Source organism: Micromonospora salmantinae (assembly GCF_022230905.1).
Lineage (GTDB): Bacteria > Actinomycetota > Actinomycetes > Mycobacteriales > Micromonosporaceae > Micromonospora > Micromonospora salmantinae.
Genome location: NZ_JAKKFG010000007.1, coordinates 215873 through 232666 on the forward strand (window position 1 = coordinate 215873; position 16794 = coordinate 232666).

16 protein-coding genes and 1 tRNA gene are annotated in these 16794 nt (G+C 73.0%); 11 read left to right on the top strand and 6 right to left on the bottom strand.

What is annotated here, in order from left to right:
• Together PSH03_RS06945 and PSH03_RS06950 are read right to left on the bottom strand one after the other, a co-directional pair.
• Complete coding sequence (locus PSH03_RS06945; protein ID WP_238688618.1) at positions 1–1398, bottom strand: UDP-N-acetylmuramoyl-tripeptide--D-alanyl-D-alanine ligase; 1398 nt, start codon at positions 1396–1398, stop codon at positions 1–3.
• Between the two features lie 89 nt (positions 1399–1487).
• A tRNA-Arg gene (locus PSH03_RS06950) sits at positions 1488–1560 on the bottom strand.
• A gap of 160 nt (positions 1561–1720) precedes the next feature.
• Here PSH03_RS06950 and PSH03_RS06955 point away from each other — a divergent pair.
• The gene (locus tag PSH03_RS06955; RefSeq protein WP_238688584.1) at positions 1721–2416 is read left to right on the top strand and encodes a hypothetical protein; all 696 of its coding nucleotides are present in this window, start codon (positions 1721–1723) and stop codon (positions 2414–2416) included.
• A gap of 21 nt (positions 2417–2437) precedes the next feature.
• Here the strand turns inward: PSH03_RS06955 and PSH03_RS06960 are convergent, their stop codons facing one another.
• Both PSH03_RS06960 and PSH03_RS06965 read right to left on the bottom strand, forming a co-directional pair.
• Positions 2438–3433 carry an alpha/beta hydrolase gene (locus PSH03_RS06960; protein ID WP_238688585.1) on the bottom strand — a complete coding sequence of 332 codons (996 nt, stop codon included), beginning with the start codon at positions 3431–3433 and terminating at the stop codon, positions 2438–2440.
• A 187-nt stretch (positions 3434–3620) separates the two neighbouring features.
• Entirely contained in the window at positions 3621–4040 is a 420-nt protein-coding gene (locus PSH03_RS06965) for an HPF/RaiA family ribosome-associated protein (RefSeq protein WP_238688586.1), read from the bottom strand.
• 303 nt (positions 4041–4343) lie between these two features.
• On the opposite strand from PSH03_RS06965, the gene PSH03_RS06970 reads away from it, so the two are divergent.
• The 3 genes from PSH03_RS06970 (at position 4344) to PSH03_RS06980 (ending at position 7860) form a co-directional block, all read left to right on the top strand.
• The gene (locus PSH03_RS06970; RefSeq protein ID WP_238688587.1) at positions 4344–5141 is read left to right on the top strand and encodes a single-stranded DNA-binding protein; all 798 of its coding nucleotides are present in this window, start codon (positions 4344–4346) and stop codon (positions 5139–5141) included.
• Positions 5142–5332: 191 nt separating this feature from the next.
• On the top strand, positions 5333–6325 hold the full coding sequence (locus tag PSH03_RS06975) for a cobalamin biosynthesis protein (RefSeq protein ID WP_238688619.1): 993 nt from the start codon (positions 5333–5335) through the stop codon (positions 6323–6325).
• Positions 6322–7860: a cobyric acid synthase gene (locus PSH03_RS06980; protein ID WP_238688588.1), complete on the top strand. Its 1539-nt coding sequence runs from the start codon at positions 6322–6324 to the stop codon at positions 7858–7860. Before PSH03_RS06975 ends, PSH03_RS06980 begins: the two co-directional genes overlap by 4 nt.
• 154 nt (positions 7861–8014) lie before the next feature.
• Here the strand turns inward: PSH03_RS06980 and PSH03_RS06985 are convergent, their stop codons facing one another.
• Complete coding sequence (locus PSH03_RS06985) at positions 8015–8416, bottom strand: rhodanese-like domain-containing protein (protein WP_203126299.1); 402 nt, start codon at positions 8414–8416, stop codon at positions 8015–8017.
• A 184-nt stretch (positions 8417–8600) separates the two neighbouring features.
• On the opposite strand from PSH03_RS06985, the gene PSH03_RS06990 reads away from it, so the two are divergent.
• The 5 genes from PSH03_RS06990 to PSH03_RS07010 all read left to right on the top strand — a co-directional run bounded on the left by PSH03_RS06990 (position 8601) and on the right by PSH03_RS07010 (position 13771).
• On the top strand, positions 8601–9215 hold the full coding sequence (locus tag PSH03_RS06990; protein ID WP_238688589.1) for a uridine kinase family protein: 615 nt from the start codon (positions 8601–8603) through the stop codon (positions 9213–9215).
• Between the two features lie 67 nt (positions 9216–9282).
• Positions 9283–10428, top strand: coding sequence for a M48 family metallopeptidase (locus PSH03_RS06995; protein WP_238688590.1), 1146 nt, complete (start codon positions 9283–9285; stop codon positions 10426–10428).
• Between the two features lie 36 nt (positions 10429–10464).
• Positions 10465–11808 (top strand): dipeptidase, encoded by a 1344-nt coding sequence (locus PSH03_RS07000; RefSeq protein ID WP_238688620.1) that lies wholly within the window; start codon positions 10465–10467, stop codon positions 11806–11808.
• A gap of 77 nt (positions 11809–11885) precedes the next feature.
• Positions 11886–12092, top strand: a complete 207-nt coding sequence (locus PSH03_RS07005) for a hypothetical protein (protein WP_030488220.1) — start codon at positions 11886–11888, stop codon at positions 12090–12092.
• Between the two features lie 86 nt (positions 12093–12178).
• Positions 12179–13771 (top strand): ATP-dependent DNA ligase, encoded by a 1593-nt coding sequence (locus PSH03_RS07010; RefSeq protein WP_238688621.1) that lies wholly within the window; start codon positions 12179–12181, stop codon positions 13769–13771.
• Positions 13772–13781: 10 nt separating this feature from the next.
• Here the strand turns inward: PSH03_RS07010 and PSH03_RS07015 are convergent, their stop codons facing one another.
• Positions 13782–14603 carry an SURF1 family cytochrome oxidase biogenesis protein gene (locus tag PSH03_RS07015; protein ID WP_112622584.1) on the bottom strand — a complete coding sequence of 274 codons (822 nt, stop codon included), beginning with the start codon at positions 14601–14603 and terminating at the stop codon, positions 13782–13784.
• A 208-nt stretch (positions 14604–14811) separates the two neighbouring features.
• On the opposite strand from PSH03_RS07015, the gene PSH03_RS07020 reads away from it, so the two are divergent.
• Entirely contained in the window at positions 14812–16215 is a 1404-nt protein-coding gene (locus PSH03_RS07020; RefSeq protein WP_238688591.1) for a cobyrinic acid a,c-diamide synthase CobB, read from the top strand.
• The gene (locus PSH03_RS07025; protein WP_091405515.1) at positions 16212–16781 is read left to right on the top strand and encodes a GNAT family N-acetyltransferase; all 570 of its coding nucleotides are present in this window, start codon (positions 16212–16214) and stop codon (positions 16779–16781) included. The genes PSH03_RS07020 and PSH03_RS07025 overlap by 4 nt, the downstream gene beginning before the upstream one ends.
• Positions 16782–16794 lie beyond the last annotated feature (13 nt).

Sequence of the window (16794 nt, forward strand, 5' to 3'; positions counted from 1 at the left end):
CTACGCCTGGGCGGTAACAGCGCCGGGCTCCTCGATCAGCTTGTCCGCGAGCGCGAGGAGCCCGGCGCTGTTCGATGCCTTCACCAACACGACATCGCCCGGCCGTAGCCCACTGCGGAGCAGGTCCCACGCCTGGGCCACGTCCGCCGCCCGATCAACCGTTGTGCCGCTGCCGGCGGCCCCGTTCGCGTACTGGTCGGCGTTTGTACCGCCGATTGCCACCAGCCACCCGGCCCCCATCCCGGCTACCTGCTGTCCGATCTCGCGGTGCACCTCTGTGGCGTGCTCGCCCAACTCATTCATCTCGCCCAACACCGCGACCGCCCGTTGGTCGTCCCCGGTCATCGCGTGCAGGGCGCGTAGTGCGGCGTGCATGGCGTCGGGCGCGGCGTTGTAGGCGTCGTTGATGATCGTCACCCCGTCGGCGCGGGTGGTGACCTGCATCCGGCCTGGTGACACCGCTTCGGCTTGCGACACGGCCTCGGCTACTGCCTCGATCGGGTGGCCCAGCCCGAGAGCTACGGTCGCGGCGGCGAGCGCGTTGGACGCCTGGTGCAACCCGTACAGCCGCAACCGCACCTCGGCGGCCTGGCCGTCATACACGAGCCGGAAGCCGGCGCGGCCCAGCTCGTCCAATGTCACCTTCTCGGCCCGCACGTCCGCCGGGTTGTCGATCCCGTAGGTGAGGACGCGGGCGCGGGTGCGGCTCGCCATGGCGACCACCAACTCATCGTCGGCGTTGAGCACCGCCAATCCGCCGTCGCCCGCATCTGGCAGGGCTTCCACGATTTCGCCCTTGGCTTGGGCGATGTTTGCCACCGAACCGAACTCGCCTAGGTGCGCGTGCCCGACGCGGGTAACGACGCTGACGGTGAGCGGGGCGATCCCAGTCAGGTAGGCCACGTGCCCGATGCCGCGTGCGCCCATCTCCAAGACGAGATAGCGGGTGTTGGCAGTGGCGCGGGTGACCGTGTACGGCAACCCAAGCTCGTTGTTGTTGGACGCCCGGGTAGCAACCGTCTCGCCCCAGGCGGGAAGCACCTGGGCAAGGATGTCCTTGGTTGAGGTCTTGCCTACCGAGCCGGTCACACCGATAGCCGTGGCTTGCGCCAGCCGGTCGACCACCGCGCGGGCGAGGCGTCCATAAGCGGTGGGCACGTCCTCGACGACCACCGCCGGCACCCCAACCGGTCGTGACGCCAGCACTGCCACCGCGCCGGCCTCGATCGCCTGGGCGGCGTAGTCGTGCCCGTCGACGCGCTCACCCGGCAGCGCCACGAACATCCCGCCATGCTCCACGCGCCGGCTGTCGAACACCACCGGAGCCGTGACGCTCACTGGGTCGGGGGCGTCGCGGACGGCTCCGCCGATCGCGGCCGAGATCTCTTCCAGGGTCATCGGGAGCACGGGTTGAACGTACCGTGCGGAGCTGATGCCGCGCCCGATCCATTGGCCGGTGTTGTGATGTCAAGCCGGTGTTTTGAAGGTGCGCCCGGCAGGATTCGAACCTGCGGCCTTGGGATTAGAAGTCCCCTGCTCTATCCGCTGAGCTACGGGCGCGTGTGGCGTGGATGTCGCGCCCAGAGGGTACCGCCGTCCCACTGTGCGACGGCGAAAAGGGTGCCCGCGTCCACGTTGCCGAGCAGAGTCTCACGTCCGCCTCGTAGCGGGCATCCGGGTTACCGCGGACCGGCCTGGCCGCGAACCGTACCTTTGGCTGGTGTTGCTGGATTCCGATGCCGAGAGCAGCGTCGCCTACGAGCTGTGCCAGGTCGTCGGTCGCGCCATCCTGCCGTACCGGTCGTCGGGCGACGTCGGTACCGCGTTCTTCTTCCAGGGCGGCGACGACCCGGTGGGGGAGTCGCTGCTGACGGCGGCGGACCTGGTGGGCGGTTCGGGTGGTGAGTTGAGCCTGCGGGCGAGCATCACCGAGCCGGCGGGGATGGCCCCGGCCGTCATTTCCGAGGCCGAGATCGTGCCCGGTTGGGCCCGCTTCGCGGGCGACGGGGTTGCGGTGTTGCCAACCGCTGGCCTGCACCGGTATGCCGGCGACGGCGGCTGGCGGTGGCGCGTCCAGCCGGTGCCGGCGGGGATCGCCGCCGGGCCCGAGGTGGTCGCCCGCCTCGGCGCCGACGCCAGTTCCGCCTTCGTGCTGGCCCATGGGGTACGCGAAGACGGGTCGCGGCCGCTGGAGGTCGCGATCGAGCGGGTGGTCCGCGACGGGGACGCCGTGCTGATCACCACCGAGCTACCGCCGGGGTACGTCGGCGCGCCGGTCTTCATCGTTCAGGCCGAACCCACCGGTGAGGTCTCCCCGTACTGCCTGGGCCTGGTCCTGCCCGGTGTCGGCGCGCAACCGGTGGCGACCTTCGACCGGATCCGTGCCGTCCTCCCGGCGACGCCCGGCGACATCTGAACCGCGTGTTGGCCGGCCTGGTCAGCCGCCGGGCGTCGCCGCTCCCGTCACGTCGGCCGGGGCGGTGGGGCCGGCGGCGAGGAACGCCTCGGCCCAGCGGCCCACCTCGTCGAAGACCTTTTTGCGTACGGTGGGGCCGGAGAGCGTGAGGTCGTGCATCCCTCCGTCGAAGCGGGCCAGTGTGACGTGGCGCCCGAGGCGGGGCGCGTAGCGGACCATGTGTTCCACGTCCAGTACGGCGTCGGCCAGTGTCGCGTTGTCGTGCCACTTGGTGCCTCGGAAGGACCGGGTCGAGCAGGCCAGCAGCACCGGCACCTGGATGTCCAGCCCGGCGCGCAGCCGGCGTTGCCCGGTGCGGATCGCGTTCAGCCAGCCGGCCCGGACCGGGAATCCGGCCAGCGGCTTCCACGCCAGGTCGTAGGTCCACTCGCCGCGGTGGTCGGAGTGGATGCTCTCGCCGTACACGGTGCCCAACCCGAACGGGAGGATGCGGTGCGGCGCCCTGCGGCCCAGCCGCGACGCGGCGGCCGCGAGGGGTCGACGGACCGCCCAGGGGGCGTTCAGGTCGAAGAAGGGGCTGTTGAGCACCAGGCCATCGATGGTGCCGGTGTCGCGGCGGGCGTCCGCCCAGAGCGAGATGATCAGGCCACCGGTGGAGTGGCCCATCGCCAGCAGGGTGTCGTGCCCGTCATCGGAGCGGATGATCTCGGCGGCGGCGTCCAGCTCGGGAAAGTAGTCGCTGATGTCGCGACAGAAGTTGGGGGTCTGGGCGGGGAGCAGACTGCGGCCGTATTTGCGGAGGTCGAGTGCGTAGAAATCCCAGCCTCGCTCGGCGAAGAAATCGGCCAGATGTGTCTGGAAGAAGTAGTCGACGAAGCCGTGCACGTAGAGCACGGCCCGCCCGGTGGGGCGCTCGGCCCGCCGCCGGACCACTGTCGCGACGACGGGGCCTTCGTCGTCGGTGCCCAGGTCGATCGTCTGCCGCTCGTACGGCGGCCCCAACACGTCCGGTTCCACGAACGCGACGCTACGCCGCCAACCTACCCAGCGGTAGCCCGCGCCCGCGCCCGCCCCCGCCCGCCCCGCCCCCGCTCCCCGCCCGCCCCGCTCACCCCCGCGATCTTGCACTTTCTGTCCCGACATAACGGGGCAGTAGCCGCTGTTCGGGAGCTGAAAGTGCAAGATCGCGGGGGTGAGGCGTGGGTCAGACCGTCTCCGCGTCGGCGCGGGGGGCCGGGTTCTCCGACTCGTCGGCCTCGGTCTGCGGCTGGGGGAGGTCGCGCAGGTGCTTGTTGTGCCGCGGCTCCTGGCGGGTTTTGGCGTCGTTGAGCCTGCGGCGCAGGTCGTCACGGACGTCGTTCAGGGCGGCGTGCAGGTCCTCCTCCGCGGAGGTGGTGACGATCTTCTGCCGGCCGGCGATCCAGCACTCCAGGGTGACCTTCTGACCACGCGCCTCCCGGTCCTTCACCGACACCTCCAGCTCGGTGGCGTCAGCGTGGAAGCTGGCGAGCCGGGCGTCGAGGGTGGCGAACTGCTCGGCGATCCAGTTGCGGTCGCCCTGGGAGAACCCGGCGCCCACCCGCAGGCACTCAGCCACGGTGGCCGGGTTGGCCACGGCGCTCATCGCTGCGCCTCGGAAGCGTTCGCGGAGCCGATGGTAGTGATCATCATGGCGCTGACCTCTCGTCGACGTGCAGCTGTCGGTGGTGCTTGATCAAGTCCTTACCCAGTTCGGGTGGCCTGGGAAACCGTGGGCGGCGGGTCGGGCGGGTCGGGCGTACCACATCGGGGCGTGATCAGGGCGTTGTCCACAGGTGGGTTCGTCATCCACAGGTCGGGGATGGGCGCTCGCGATTGGCGCTCTCAGTGTCGATGCTCGGTGTCGAGTCGACTCGCGCTGGCAGGCCCCGATCCCCCTGGAGGGACGATGTTCGACACTTACGTGACAATCGTCGGCAATGTGCTGACTACGCCCGAGTGGCGGCGTACGACCCAGAGCAACACTCTGGTGGCCAACTTCAAGGTCGCCTCGACCGCCCGCCGACTCGATCGGGACAGCGGCCGGTGGGTTGACGGCAACTCGCTCCGCGTCCGCGTCAACTGCTGGCGCAAGCTCGCCGAGGGGGTGGCGGCCTCCGTCATGGTCGGCGATCCGGTGGTGGTCTGCGGGCGGCTCTACACCCGCGACTGGACCGACGACGGCGGTAACCACCGCACGCTCTACGAGCTGGAGGCGGTGGCCGTCGGCCACGACCTGTCCCGGGGTCGGGCCCGCTTCCTGCGCAACCGGCCGAGCATGGCGACCAGCACCGTGGAGGACGGTGAGGCCGAGAGCCGGGTGCGCGGCGAGCCCACCGAGCTGGTGCCGACCGGGCAGGCGCCCGTGCTGCCCGACGACCGTCCGCTGGATGACGACTTCGAGCTGCCCGACTACGCGGAGCTGCGAACCAACCCGTTCGGCAACGTCCCGGGGGACGACGACAGTTCCCCGAGCGGCGGGGTCTTCGGTGACGGCGGAGCGCTTGCGAGCGGCGGGCAGGCCGGGCTGGCCGACGCTCCGCCGGACCTCGACGAGTTGGCCCCTCCGCCCGAGGCGGACGACGACAACAACGCCGACGGTGACCTGGACATCGAGTTGGGGCCGGTGTCCGACGAGGGGCAGCCGGAGCCGGCGCAGCCCGGTCGAGGGCGGCGTGGTCGGGGCCGGATCCCGCAGCCAGCCTGACCGGTCACGACGGGGGCGGGGTGGCGGCGCGACCGGCGTCGTCACCCCGCGTGACGGGCGTCGGCAGGTTGGGCTGGTTGTTCGCTCCACGGGTTCTCGTTGCCGGTGCGGGACCGTGGGTTGGGCTGGTTCACGGGGTGCTCGTCTAGGCTGGCCGGCCGGAGGTGGTGCGGGTGCGACGGACAGCGCCGATGGCGAACGCGGTGGGGCTGCTCGCCGGGTACGCGCTGGACAGGGTGCTCGGCGACCCCCGCCGGTGGCACCCGGTGGCCGGCTTCGGGCAGGCCGCGGGCGCGCTGGAGCGCCGCCTCTACCGCCCGGACCGAACGGCGGGCACGGCGTTCACCGCGCTGGCCGTCGGTGGGCCGGTGTTGCTCGGGGCGGTCGCCGCGGCGGCTACCCGGCACCGGCCGGTGACCCGGGCGGCGCTGGTGGCGGTCGGCACGTGGACCGTGCTGGGCGGCCGCACGCTACGGCACGAGGCGACCGTCATGGGTCGTACGCTGCGTGACGGTGACCTGCCCGCTGCCCGGCGACGCCTCGGTCACCTCTGCGGGCGGGACCCGTCGACGCTGGGCGAGTCGGAGCTGGCCCGCGCCACCGTCGAGTCGGTCGCGGAGAACACCTCGGACGCGGTGGTCGCTCCGCTGCTCTGGGGTGCGGTCGCTGGTCTGCCCGGCCTGCTGGGCTACCGCGCGGCGAACACCCTCGATGCGATGGTCGGGCACCGGTCGACGCGCTACGCGCGGTTCGGCACGCCGGCCGCTCGGCTGGACGACGCGCTCAACCTCGTGCCGTCCCGGCTGACCGGGCTGCTCACCATCGCCGTCGCGCCGGTCGCGCACGGGGACCGTCAGCGCGCCTGGCAGGTGTGGCGGCGGGACCGCAACGACCACCCGAGCCCCAACGCCGGTCAGTGCGAGGCGGCGATGGCCGGTGCGCTCGGGGTCCGCCTCGGTGGTCGCAACGCCTACTTCGGGCGCTCCGAGGTGCGGCCGTTCCTCGGCGACGGCCCTCGCCCAGAGGCGCGGCACCTGAAGCGGGCCGCCCGGATCTCCGGCGCGGTGGGGCTGGCCGCCGTCGGGTTGGCGGCCGCGTACCCGGTGACGCTCGGCCGGCTGGTCGGCGCGGTGAGCAGGCGTGCACTGTTCGGCGCTGTGGGTCGGCGGGGGAGTGGGCGGTGAGCGGCGGGCTGCTGGTGGCCGGCACGACGTCCGACGCCGGCAAGAGTGTGCTCACCGCCGGCATCTGTCGTTGGCTGCACCGGCAGGGCGTGAAGGTGGCGCCGTACAAGGCGCAGAACATGTCGAACAACTCGGCGGTGGTCGTCGGGCCGGACGGGCGCGGCGGCGAGATCGGGCGCGCCCAGGCCATGCAGGCCGCGGCGTGCGGGCTCGCACCCGACCTGCGGTTCAACCCGGTGCTGCTCAAACCGGGCAGTGACCTGGCCAGTCAGGTGGTGCTGCTGGGCGAGGCGGTCGACACGATCACCGCCGGCACCTTCCGGCAGTTGCGTCCCCGGCTCGCCGAGACCGCGTACGCCGCGCTGGCCGAGCTGCGCGAGACGTACGACGTGGTGATCTGCGAGGGCGCCGGCAGCCCCGCGGAGATCAACCTGCGGGCCGGTGACTACGTCAACATGGGGCTGGCCCGGCACGCCAACCTGCCCACCATCGTCGTCGGCGACATCGACCGGGGCGGTGTCTTCGCCTCGATGTTCGGCACCGTGGCCCTGCTCGACCCGGCCGACCAGGCGCTGATCGCCGGGTTCGTGATCAACAAGTTTCGGGGCGACCTCGGGCTGCTCCAGCCGGGCCTGGACATGCTGCGTCAGGTCACCGGCCGCCCCACGTACGGGGTGCTGCCCTGGGCGCTGGACCTGTGGCTCGACGCGGAGGACTCACTCGCCTACGGCCGGGTGCTCGGCCGACCCGCCGCCCCGCACGGCAGTGAATGGCTGGACGTGGCCGTCGTCCGCCTACCCCGGATCAGCAACGCCACCGACGTGGAGGCGCTCGCCACCGAGCCGGGCGTCCGGGTACGCCTCACCATCGAACCGGCCGAACTGGCCGCCGCCGACCTGGTCGTCCTACCCGGCTCCAAGTCCACCGTCGCGGACCTCGCGTGGCTGCGCGAAACCGGTCTCGCCGACGCGGTGGCCACCCATGTGGCGGCTGGCAAGCCCCTGCTCGGCCTCTGCGGCGGCTTCCAGATGCTCGGCCGCGCCATCCACGATCCGGTGGAGAGCCGGCAGGGCAGCGTGCCGGGGCTCGGTCTGCTGCCCATCGACATCACCTTCGACCCGCGCAAGACCGTCCGGCAGTCGGTGGGCACCGGCCACGGTGGCCTCCCGGTGCGGGGCTACGAGATCCACCACGGGTACGTCTCGCAGGCCGACCCGAGCCTGACCCCGCTGCTGACCAGCGACGACGGTGTCGGGGAGGGGGCCGTGCTCGGCGTGGTGCACGGCACGCACTGGCACGGGGCGTTCGAGTCCGACGAGTTCCGCCGGTGGTTCCTCACTGAGGCGGCTCGGCTGGCTGGCCGTAGCGGGTTCCGGGTCGCGCCGGCCACCAGCTTCGCCGCCGCCCGGGAGCGCTCACTCGACCTGCTCGGCGACCTGGTCGAGGGACACCTGGACACCGATGCCCTCTGGCGTCTCATCGAAGCCGGCCCCCCCGCCGACCTGCCCTTCATCCCACCCGGTGCCCCGTCCTGACCGGGAGCACCGTCCCTTGGGGAGGGTGAAGGGATCGTGCTCGATCGTTGTTGGAGGGGCCTCGCCCACACAAGGAGGGGCCTGTTCCTGGATCGAGCACGATCTTGCGTAGACCGACCGCCCGGAATGGCAGGCGAGGGGCGAGGTCGGGGGGTCAGGGGCGGATGTCGGCCGGACGGTCGGTGGTGGGCAGGCCGGCGGCGAGCCAGGCGTCCATGCCGCCGATCATGTCGGTGGCCCGGCGCAGGCCGAGGGTCTGCAGGCTGGCGGCGGCCAGACTGGAGCTGTAACCCTGTCGGCACACCAGGATGATCTCCCGGTCGTACCCGGTGGCTTCCGGGATCCGCCAGGCGCTGGCCGGATCGAGGCGCCACTCCAGTACGGTCCGGTCGATGACGACCGCGCCCGGCAGGTCGCCCTGTTCGCGGCGCTGTAGTTCGGTGCGGGTGTCGACCAGCAACGCGCCGCCGCGGACCGCCTCGACGGTCTGCTGCGGAGTCAGTCGGTGCAGCCCGGCGCGGGCCTGTTCGAGTAGGGCGTCTATACCGGGGCTCATTACGTCTCGGAGCACCACCCGATCATGCCGATTCGGTGGCACCCCGGGCGGCGAACGGGCCGCCCGTCACCCGTCGCCGCACCAATTCCCCCGGACGTGACGGTGGCCGGCCAGGGCGGTGGCGGCATACTTCGGTCATGCACCACGGGAGGCTGCGCTGAACCCGGGAACTGGCGGACCGACCGTGGCGGTTGTCGAGGCGTACGCCGAACTGGCTCGTCGGGTGCTCGCGGGCCCGGCGCGGTTGGGGCGGACCCGGCTGGTCGCGGTCGACGGGCCGAGCGGCGCGGGTAAGAGCCGGTTCGCCGCCCAACTCGCGGATGCCCTGGCGGGGCCGCTCGGCGGCCGACCGCCGGTGGTGCACACCGACGACCTGCTCGACGGGTGGGACGACCAGGTCACCTTCTGGCCCCGGCTCGACGACTGGGTGCTCGCCCCGCTGCGTAACGGGGAGCCGGGCGCCTACCGGCGGTACAGCTGGGTCCGGCAGTCCTTCCTGCCCCGGCCGGTTCCGGTGCCGGTGGCTCCGGTGCTGGTGGTCGAGGGCGTCAGCGCCGCCCGAACGGTCGTCCGGCCGGAGCTGACGCTGGCCGTGTTCGTCACCGCGCCCGCGTCGCTGCGGCTGGCTCGCGCTGTCGCCCGGGACGGGCCGGAGATCCTGCCCGAGCTGCGCCGCTGGCATGACGGGGAGCGGGCGCACTTCGCCGCCGACGAGACCGTGACCCACGCCGACCTGTTGGTGGATGGCGCGCCGACACTGCCGTACGACGCGGACCGGTACTACGTGCGGCTTCGCTGAGCGGGGCATGGACGTGGGCCACCGACTGCGGCACGATGCGGAGAGCTACGGCGAACGGGGAGCCACCATGACGGCAGCGGACGCGCCAGCGCGGCGTCGGATCACCCTCACCGGCATCAGCTCGCGGGCCTGGGAGCATCCGGCCGACCGGGGTGCCCTGGTCGCGCTGCGGGAGCTGCGCGGTTTCGACGACGTGCTGCGGGCGTTCTTCGGGATGTGGAACGAGCGGGGCTTCCGGCTGTCCGTGCTGGCCTCCGGCATCCGGGTCGACCACCGGCAGTACCCGGCGGTGTGGCAGCGCTACACCGAGGCGGCGGCGGCGCTCGACGTGGCCGAACTGCCCGAGCTGTACGTGACCCAGTCGCCCTGGTTGGGCGCCGAGGCGGTCGGGCTGGAGCGGCCGTTCATCGTGCTGAACTCCGCCTGCGTGCAGCAACTCGACGAGGACGAGCTGCGCTGCCTGCTCGGCCACGAGTTGGGGCACGTGGGCAGCGGGCACGCGGTCTACAAGACCATGCTCATGATCCTCACCCGGTGGGCGGCCAACCTGAGCTGGTTGCCGGTCGGCGCGATCGCGCTGCGCGCCATCATCGCGGCGATGCTGGAGTGGTGGCGCAAGGCGGAACTCTCCGCCGACCGGGCCGGCCTGCTCGCCGGGCAGGATCCGGCCGCCGCGCTGCGGCTGCTGATGAAGCTCGCCGGCGGCGGTGACCTGTCCCAGGTCGACACCACAGCCTTCCTGGAGCAGGCCGCCGAGTACGCCGGCGGCGGCGACCTGCGCGACAGCCTGCACAAGATCCGGATGACCGCGTGGAGCACCCACCCGGTGCCGGTGGCGCGGGCGGCGTCGGTGCGCCAGTGGATCGACTCCGGGGCGTACGGGCAGGTGCTGGCCGGGGACTATCCACGCCGCGAGGACGACAGCTCGACAAGCGTGTCGGAGGAGATCAAGGCGGCCGCCGAGTCGTACCGGGAGGAGTTCAGCCGGTCCACCGACCCGCTGGTCGGGTTGCTGCGCCGGCTCGGCGACGGCGCGAGCGACGTCGGCGAGTGGGTGGGCGGCACCGCCGGCCGGGCCCGTTCCTGGATGGACGCGGCCACCGAGGCGGCGGGCCGCGCACACCGCGCCGGGCGGGCCGCACCGGGCGCGCGGGCCGGCGCCGGCCCCGCTGACAGCGGTGACGGTACGGGCTCCGCCGACACACCCCGGTAAGGCCGGCATACGATGCCGGTCATGACCTCACCGATCATGTCCGAGTCCGAGGTGCGGGCCGCCGTCGAGCGGGAGATGCCCGGCGTGCGGGCCGACCTGGAGCGCCTCGTCCGCATCCCCGGCATCGCCTTCGAGGGCTTCGACCACTCGCACGTGGAACGCTCCGCGGAGGCGGTCGCCGAGCTGCTGCGCGGCTGCGGCCTGGACGTCGACATCGTGCGATCCGGCGGCCAGCCCGCGGTGATCGGCCGTCGGGCCGCCCCGCCCGGCGCGCCCACAGTGCTGCTCTACGCCCACCACGACGTCCAGCCGGTCGGCGACCGGTCGCTGTGGGAGTCCGACCCGTTCGAGCCGGTGGAACGGGACGGCCGGCTCTACGCCCGGGGTGCGGCCGACGACAAGGCCGGCGTCATGGCGCACGTGGCGGCGCTGCGCGCGTACGGTGACGCGCTGCCGGTCGGCGTGGTCCTCTTCATCGAGGGCGAGGAGGAGTACGGCTCCGACTCGCTGGAGCAACTGCTGGCCGAGCACCGCGACGAGATCACCTCGGACGTCATCGTGATCGCCGACTCGGGTAACTGGGACATCGGCGTACCGGCGTTGACCACCTCGCTGCGGGGCATCGTCAACTGCTTCGTCGAGGTGCGCACGCTGGACCACGCGGTGCACAGCGGCATGTTCGGCGGTGCCGTGCCGGACGCGCTCACCGCGCTGGTCCGGCTGTTGGCGACGCTGCACGACGACGCCGGTGACGTGGCCGTGGACGGACTGGTCGGCCGGGAGGGTGCCGTCGTCGACTACCCGGAGGACCGGGTCCGGGCCGAGGCCGGGCTCGCCGAGGGCGTGCAGTTCATCGGCACCGGCCGGATCACCGACCGACTCTGGACCAAGCCGGCGCTGGCCATTCTCGGTGTCGACGCGCCGTCCACCGGCGAGGCGCCGAACGCCCTGGTCCCGGCCGCGAAGACGAAGCTCAGCATCCGCCTCGCCCCGGGCGACGACCCCAAGCGGGCGTACGCGGCGGTGCGCGCGCACCTGGAGCAGCACGCGCCGTGGGGTGCCCAGGTGACTGTCACCTTCGAACACGACGGTGACCCGTGCGTGATCGACGCGACCGGGCCGATGTTCGACGCCGCCCGTTCGGCCTTCCGGACCGCCTGGGACGGCACCGACCCGGTGGACATCGGCGTCGGCGGTTCGATTCCGTTCATCGCCACCTTCCAGGAGATGTTCCCGAAGGCGGCGATCCTGGTGACCGGCGTGGAGGACCCGCACGCCCGCGCGCACGGCCCGAACGAGAGTCTGCACCTGGGTGAGTTCGCCCGGGTCTGCCTCGCCGAGGCACTGCTTCTGCGCAACGTGGCGGCCGTGAGCGGTTAGGTGTCAGAACGGCAACTTTGGGCCTGATCTGGGAGTTTACGGCGTGTCGGATGGTCAGCTGTTATAGCCTTTCGTACATGAGTACGAACGAGGTGATGGCCCGGTTGGGGGCCGCTGTCAGCGCGCTGGGAGATGTCGATGTCTCCGCGTGGTCCGAGGACACGCTCAACGAACAGCTCGGTGAGCTCTCCGCCGCACTGGTCGCCCTCGACTCGGTGCTCTCCCGGGTCGCCGGCGAGGTCCGCGCCCGAGGCTTGCGCATCGAGGAGCCCATCTCCGCCTAGGCCTGTCGTCCACGTGAGTGGGCGGCACCCTGCCGACACCGCCCGGGCACGGCAATGCCCGGGCGGTGTCGGAGGTGACTGGCAGGATGAGCTGCGTGCGGTTCCTCGATCTGGCAGCCACCTCCGCCGCCGTCGGCGCCACCAGCGGCCGACGGGCCAAGGTGGAGCTGCTCGCTGACGCGCTGCGCCGGCTCGATCCCGCCGAGGTCGAGCCCGGCGCCGGCTATCTCGCCGGTGAGCTGCGCCAACGGCAGACCGGGGTCGGCTTTGCGAGCCTGCGTGACGTGCCGCCGCCGGCCGCCGAGCCGACGTTGACGGTGGCCGCCGTGGACGCGGCCATCGCGCAGATCGCCGCAGTGCACGGTTCGGGCTCACAGGCTCGGCGTCGGGCGCTGCTCGGTGCCCTCTACGCGGCGGCCACCGCCGACGAGCAGCGGCTGCTCACCGGCCTGTTCAGTGGCGAGCTACGGCAGGGCGCCCAGGCCGGCCTCCTCGCGGACGCGGTGGCCCGGGCCGCCGAGGTGCCGGTGGCGGCGGTCCGCCGGGCACTGCTGCTCGCCGGTGATCTCCGGGCCGTGGCGGTGGCCGCGCTGGCCGGAGGGGCCGCCGAGTTGGCCGGGTTCGGTCTGCAGGTCGGCCGCCCACTGGCGCCGATGCTCGCGCAGAGCGCCCCCTCGGTCGACGAGGCGCTCGCCGCGACCGGCACGCCGGCGGTGGTCGACGTGAAGCTCGACGGCATCCGCATCCAGGTGCACCGCTCCGGCACCGACATCGCCGTGTTCACCCGCAGCCTCGACGAGATCACCACCCGGGTGCCCGAGGTGGTCGCCGCGGTCCGTGCCCTGCCGGGTCGGGAGTTGGTCCTCGACGGCGAGGCGATCGGCCTGGACGAGACCGGCCGCCCACTGCCGTTCCAGCAGACGTCGAGCCGGGCCGCCCGACGCACCACCCCCAGCACCACCGGGCGCACACCTGTCGCTCCGGCGGTGCTCGCGGCGGCCGCCAGCACGGGCGCGACGGTGCTCACCCCGTACTTCTTCGACCTGCTGCACCTCGACGGCCAGGATCTGATCGACCTTCCCGGCCGGGAGCGGTGGGCCGCCCTCGCCGGTTCGGTGGATTCGTCGCTGCTGGTCGGCCGGATGGAGGTCGACGGCCCGGAGCAGGCCGCCGCCGCGTTCGCCGCCGCGCTCGACGCCGGGCAGGAGGGCGTGGTGGTCAAGGCGCCGGACGCCCCCTACGACGCCGGCCGGCGCGGTGCCGCCTGGGTCAAGGTGAAACCGCGGCACACCCTCGACCTGGTGGTGCTCGCCGTCGAGTGGGGCAGCGGCCGACGCAAGGGCTGGCTGTCCAACCTGCATCTGGGTGCGCGTGACGCGCGCACCGGTGACTTCGTGATGCTCGGCAAGACGTTCAAGGGGCTCACCGACGAGTTGCTGCGGTGGCAGACCGAACGGTTCCTCGGCCTCGCCGTGGAACGCGGCGACTGGGTGGTCCGGGTCCGGCCCGAGCAGGTGGTGGAGATCGCCTTCGACGGGGTGCAGACGAGTTCGCGTTATCCCGGCGGGATGGCGCTGCGGTTCGCCCGGGTGGTGCGCTACCGCGATGACAAGTCCGCCGCGGAGGCGGACACCATCGACGCGGTCCGCGCCATCCACGCCGGCCGCGTGACTGGCTGACCGGGCGAGGTCAGGCGGAAGCGGTCGGCGTCGGCTCGGCGGCCCGGTCCAGGGGAGCCGGGGTGGTGCCGATGCCGGCGGCCCGGCGAGCCTCCCGACGGGCCACCCAGCCATAGCCGAAGAGGGCCATCACCGCGAACAGCCACCACTGCACGACGTAGCCGAAGTTCTGCCAGTTGTTGGCGTGCCCGACCGGCACCGCCTTGAACACCGGATCGGCTGCCGGGGTCTGCTCGTCGAGCAGCAGATACGCACCGTAGACCGGGTAGGGAAGCTCGCCGGCCAGCCGCGACACCCCGATCCGCCGGATCTCCAGCAGCCCGTCGCGTCGGGCCACCGCGCCGGCGCCGCTCTCGGTCTCGTGAACCCGGCCGACCACCGTCACGTCGCCGGTCGGCGCGGCCGGCACCGACGGCTGGGCGGTCGCCCCACCGGGCGCCGGCGGGATCCAGCCCCGGTCCACCAGCAGCGCCGTGCCGTCGGCGAGCACCAGCGGGGTGAGCACCTCGAAACCGACCCGGCTGTCCACCGTCCGGCCGCGGACCAGCACGGTGTTCGTGGGGTCGTACCGGCCGGTGACGGTGACCCGGGTCCAGACCTTGTCCTCGGCGGGGGCCGGACCGGCCGTCCCCGCGCCGCCGGCGGGCGCGCGCAGCGCGTCGGCGAGCGGCACGGGAGCCATCCGCTGGCCCGCGTCGATCCGCTCGTTGACCTCGGTGCGCCCCCGGTAGCGGTCCAGCTGCCAGTTGCCGAGGAACACCATGACGGCGGCCGCGACCAGGGTCAGCGCGAGAGCGCCCAGCCAGCGTGGGCTCAGCAGGAACCGGTACACGGCACCGAGGCTACTCGTATGACCGGCGCCACTGACCTGGACCGGGCCGGACCGGGCCGAGGCCGACGCCCCCGGGGGCACTGCCAGGGCCGGGCCGCCCACCCCGGTTGGCGGTGCTCGCGCCTTCAGCCGGGCGGGTATCGTCACGCCGACGGATCGGCCTCGGTCGTCCCGTCGCGTACCCGCCGCCGCTCGCGAGGAGTCGATGATGACCGTCGTGCCGCGCCTGGTGCTCAGCGCGCCGTCCTCCGGGCACGGTAAGAACGCGCTGGCGATCGGGCTGCTCGCCGCCCTGGCCGAGCGAGGGGTCGACGTCGCCGGGTTCAAGCTCGGGCCGGACCACGTCGACGCCGCCTACCTCGGCCTCGCCTCCGGTCGGCCGGGCCGGGTGATCGACCCCCGACTGGTCGGCCTGGACCGGCTCGCCCCGCTGGTGGCGCACGGTGCCGCCGGTGCCGGGCTGGCCGTGGTGCAGGGCAGCATGGGGCTGTACGACTCGGTCGGTGGCCGTCCCGAGCAGGAGTCCACGGCGGCAGCGGCAGCCGCGCTGCGCAGCCCGGTGGTGCTCGTTGTCGACGTGGCCGCGATGGGTCAGTCGGTGGCGGCCCTGGTGCACGGTTTCCGCTCGTACGACGAGCAGTTGTGGCTCGGCGGGGTGATCCTCAACCGGGTGGCGTCGTCGCGACACGAGGCGATGCTGCGCGAGGCGTTGGACGACGTGGGCGTGCCGGTCTACGGCGCGCTGCGTCGACAGGACCTGCCGGCGGTGCTGCCGTCGCGGCGGCACGGGGTGGCGCCGGTGGTTGACGACTCGGCCGATGCCGTCCGTGCGGTCCGCCGGCTGGGCGAGGCCGTCGCCGCCACTGTCGACCTGGAACGGCTGCTCGGGCTGGCCCGCTCCGCTCCGCCGCTGCCGGCGCCGGCCTGGTCTCCCGAGGAGGCCCTCGGCACGTTCACACCCCCGGCGAACCGCCCACTGGTGGCGGTGGCCGGTGGGCCGGGCGGCAGCTTCAGCCACCCGGAGACCACCGAGTTGCTCCGGGCCGCCGGCGCCGAGGTCGTCGTCGTCGACCCGCTGCGCGACGAGGCGCTGCCGGTCGGCACCCGCGCGCTGGTCGTCGGCGGCGCGTTGCCCGAGGCGTACGCCGAGCAGTTGTCGGCCAACCGGCGGCTCTGCATCGCGGTGGCCGAGTTGGCGCGGACCGGGCGTCCGGTGATCGCCGAGGGCGCCGGGCTGCTCTGGCTGGCCCGGGAGTTGGACGGGCTGCCCATGTGCGGTGTCCTGGACGCGGTCGGCGTCAGCCGCGAAGGTGTGGTGGCCGGCTACCGGGAGGCGACCGCCCAGACCGACAGCGTGGTCGCCGCCACCGGCACGGTGCTGGTCGGGCACAAGGCGCACCGTGCGGTGCTCACCCCCCGCGCTGGTCAGCGCCCGGCCTGGAGCTGGGACGGCGGCGCGCCGGAGGGCTTCGTCTGGCGCAACGTGCACGCCTCGCAGCTCACCCTGCACTGGGCGAGCCATCCGGCGACGGCGGCCCGGTTGGTCGCCGCGGCGGCGGCCGACCCGACGAGCGAGGTGGTACCGGCGCAGCCGGGCGAGGTGTCGGTGTGATCGGTCAGGTGGCGGTGCGCCGGTTCCCGGCGTTGACCGTCTCCACCCCGCGTACCGAGGTGCGTCAGCTCACGGCGGCCGACGCGGCGGCGGCCGGGGAGATCTTCGCCGACAAGCTGACCCGGCGTTGGCTGCCGCTGCCCGACGACTCCGGCCCGATCGACGGGCTGGCCTGGTGCACGGATCTGGCCCGGCAGCGGCGCGACAGCGGGGAGGGCGACCACTACGCGGTGCTCCGGCGCGAGGACGACCAGGTGGTGGGCTCGCTGTGGACCCGGCGCACCGACTGGGGCGCCCGCCTCACCGAGATCTCCTACGCGATGGCGGCGCACGCGCGGGGCTTCGGCTTCGCCGCCGAGGCGGTCGACGCGGTGGCCATCGCGCTGATCCTGGAGCACGGCTTCCAGCGGGTCGAGCTGCGGGTGGCTCCCGGCAACCTGGCCTCGCGCCGGGTCGCCGAGAAGGCCGGGTTCAGCTACGAGGGTCTGCTGCGTAACGCAGGTTTCGTCAGCGGCGGCCGGGTGGATTTGGAGCTGTGGTCGTTCGTCGCCGCCGACCTGCGCTGACTCTCGCGCCGGG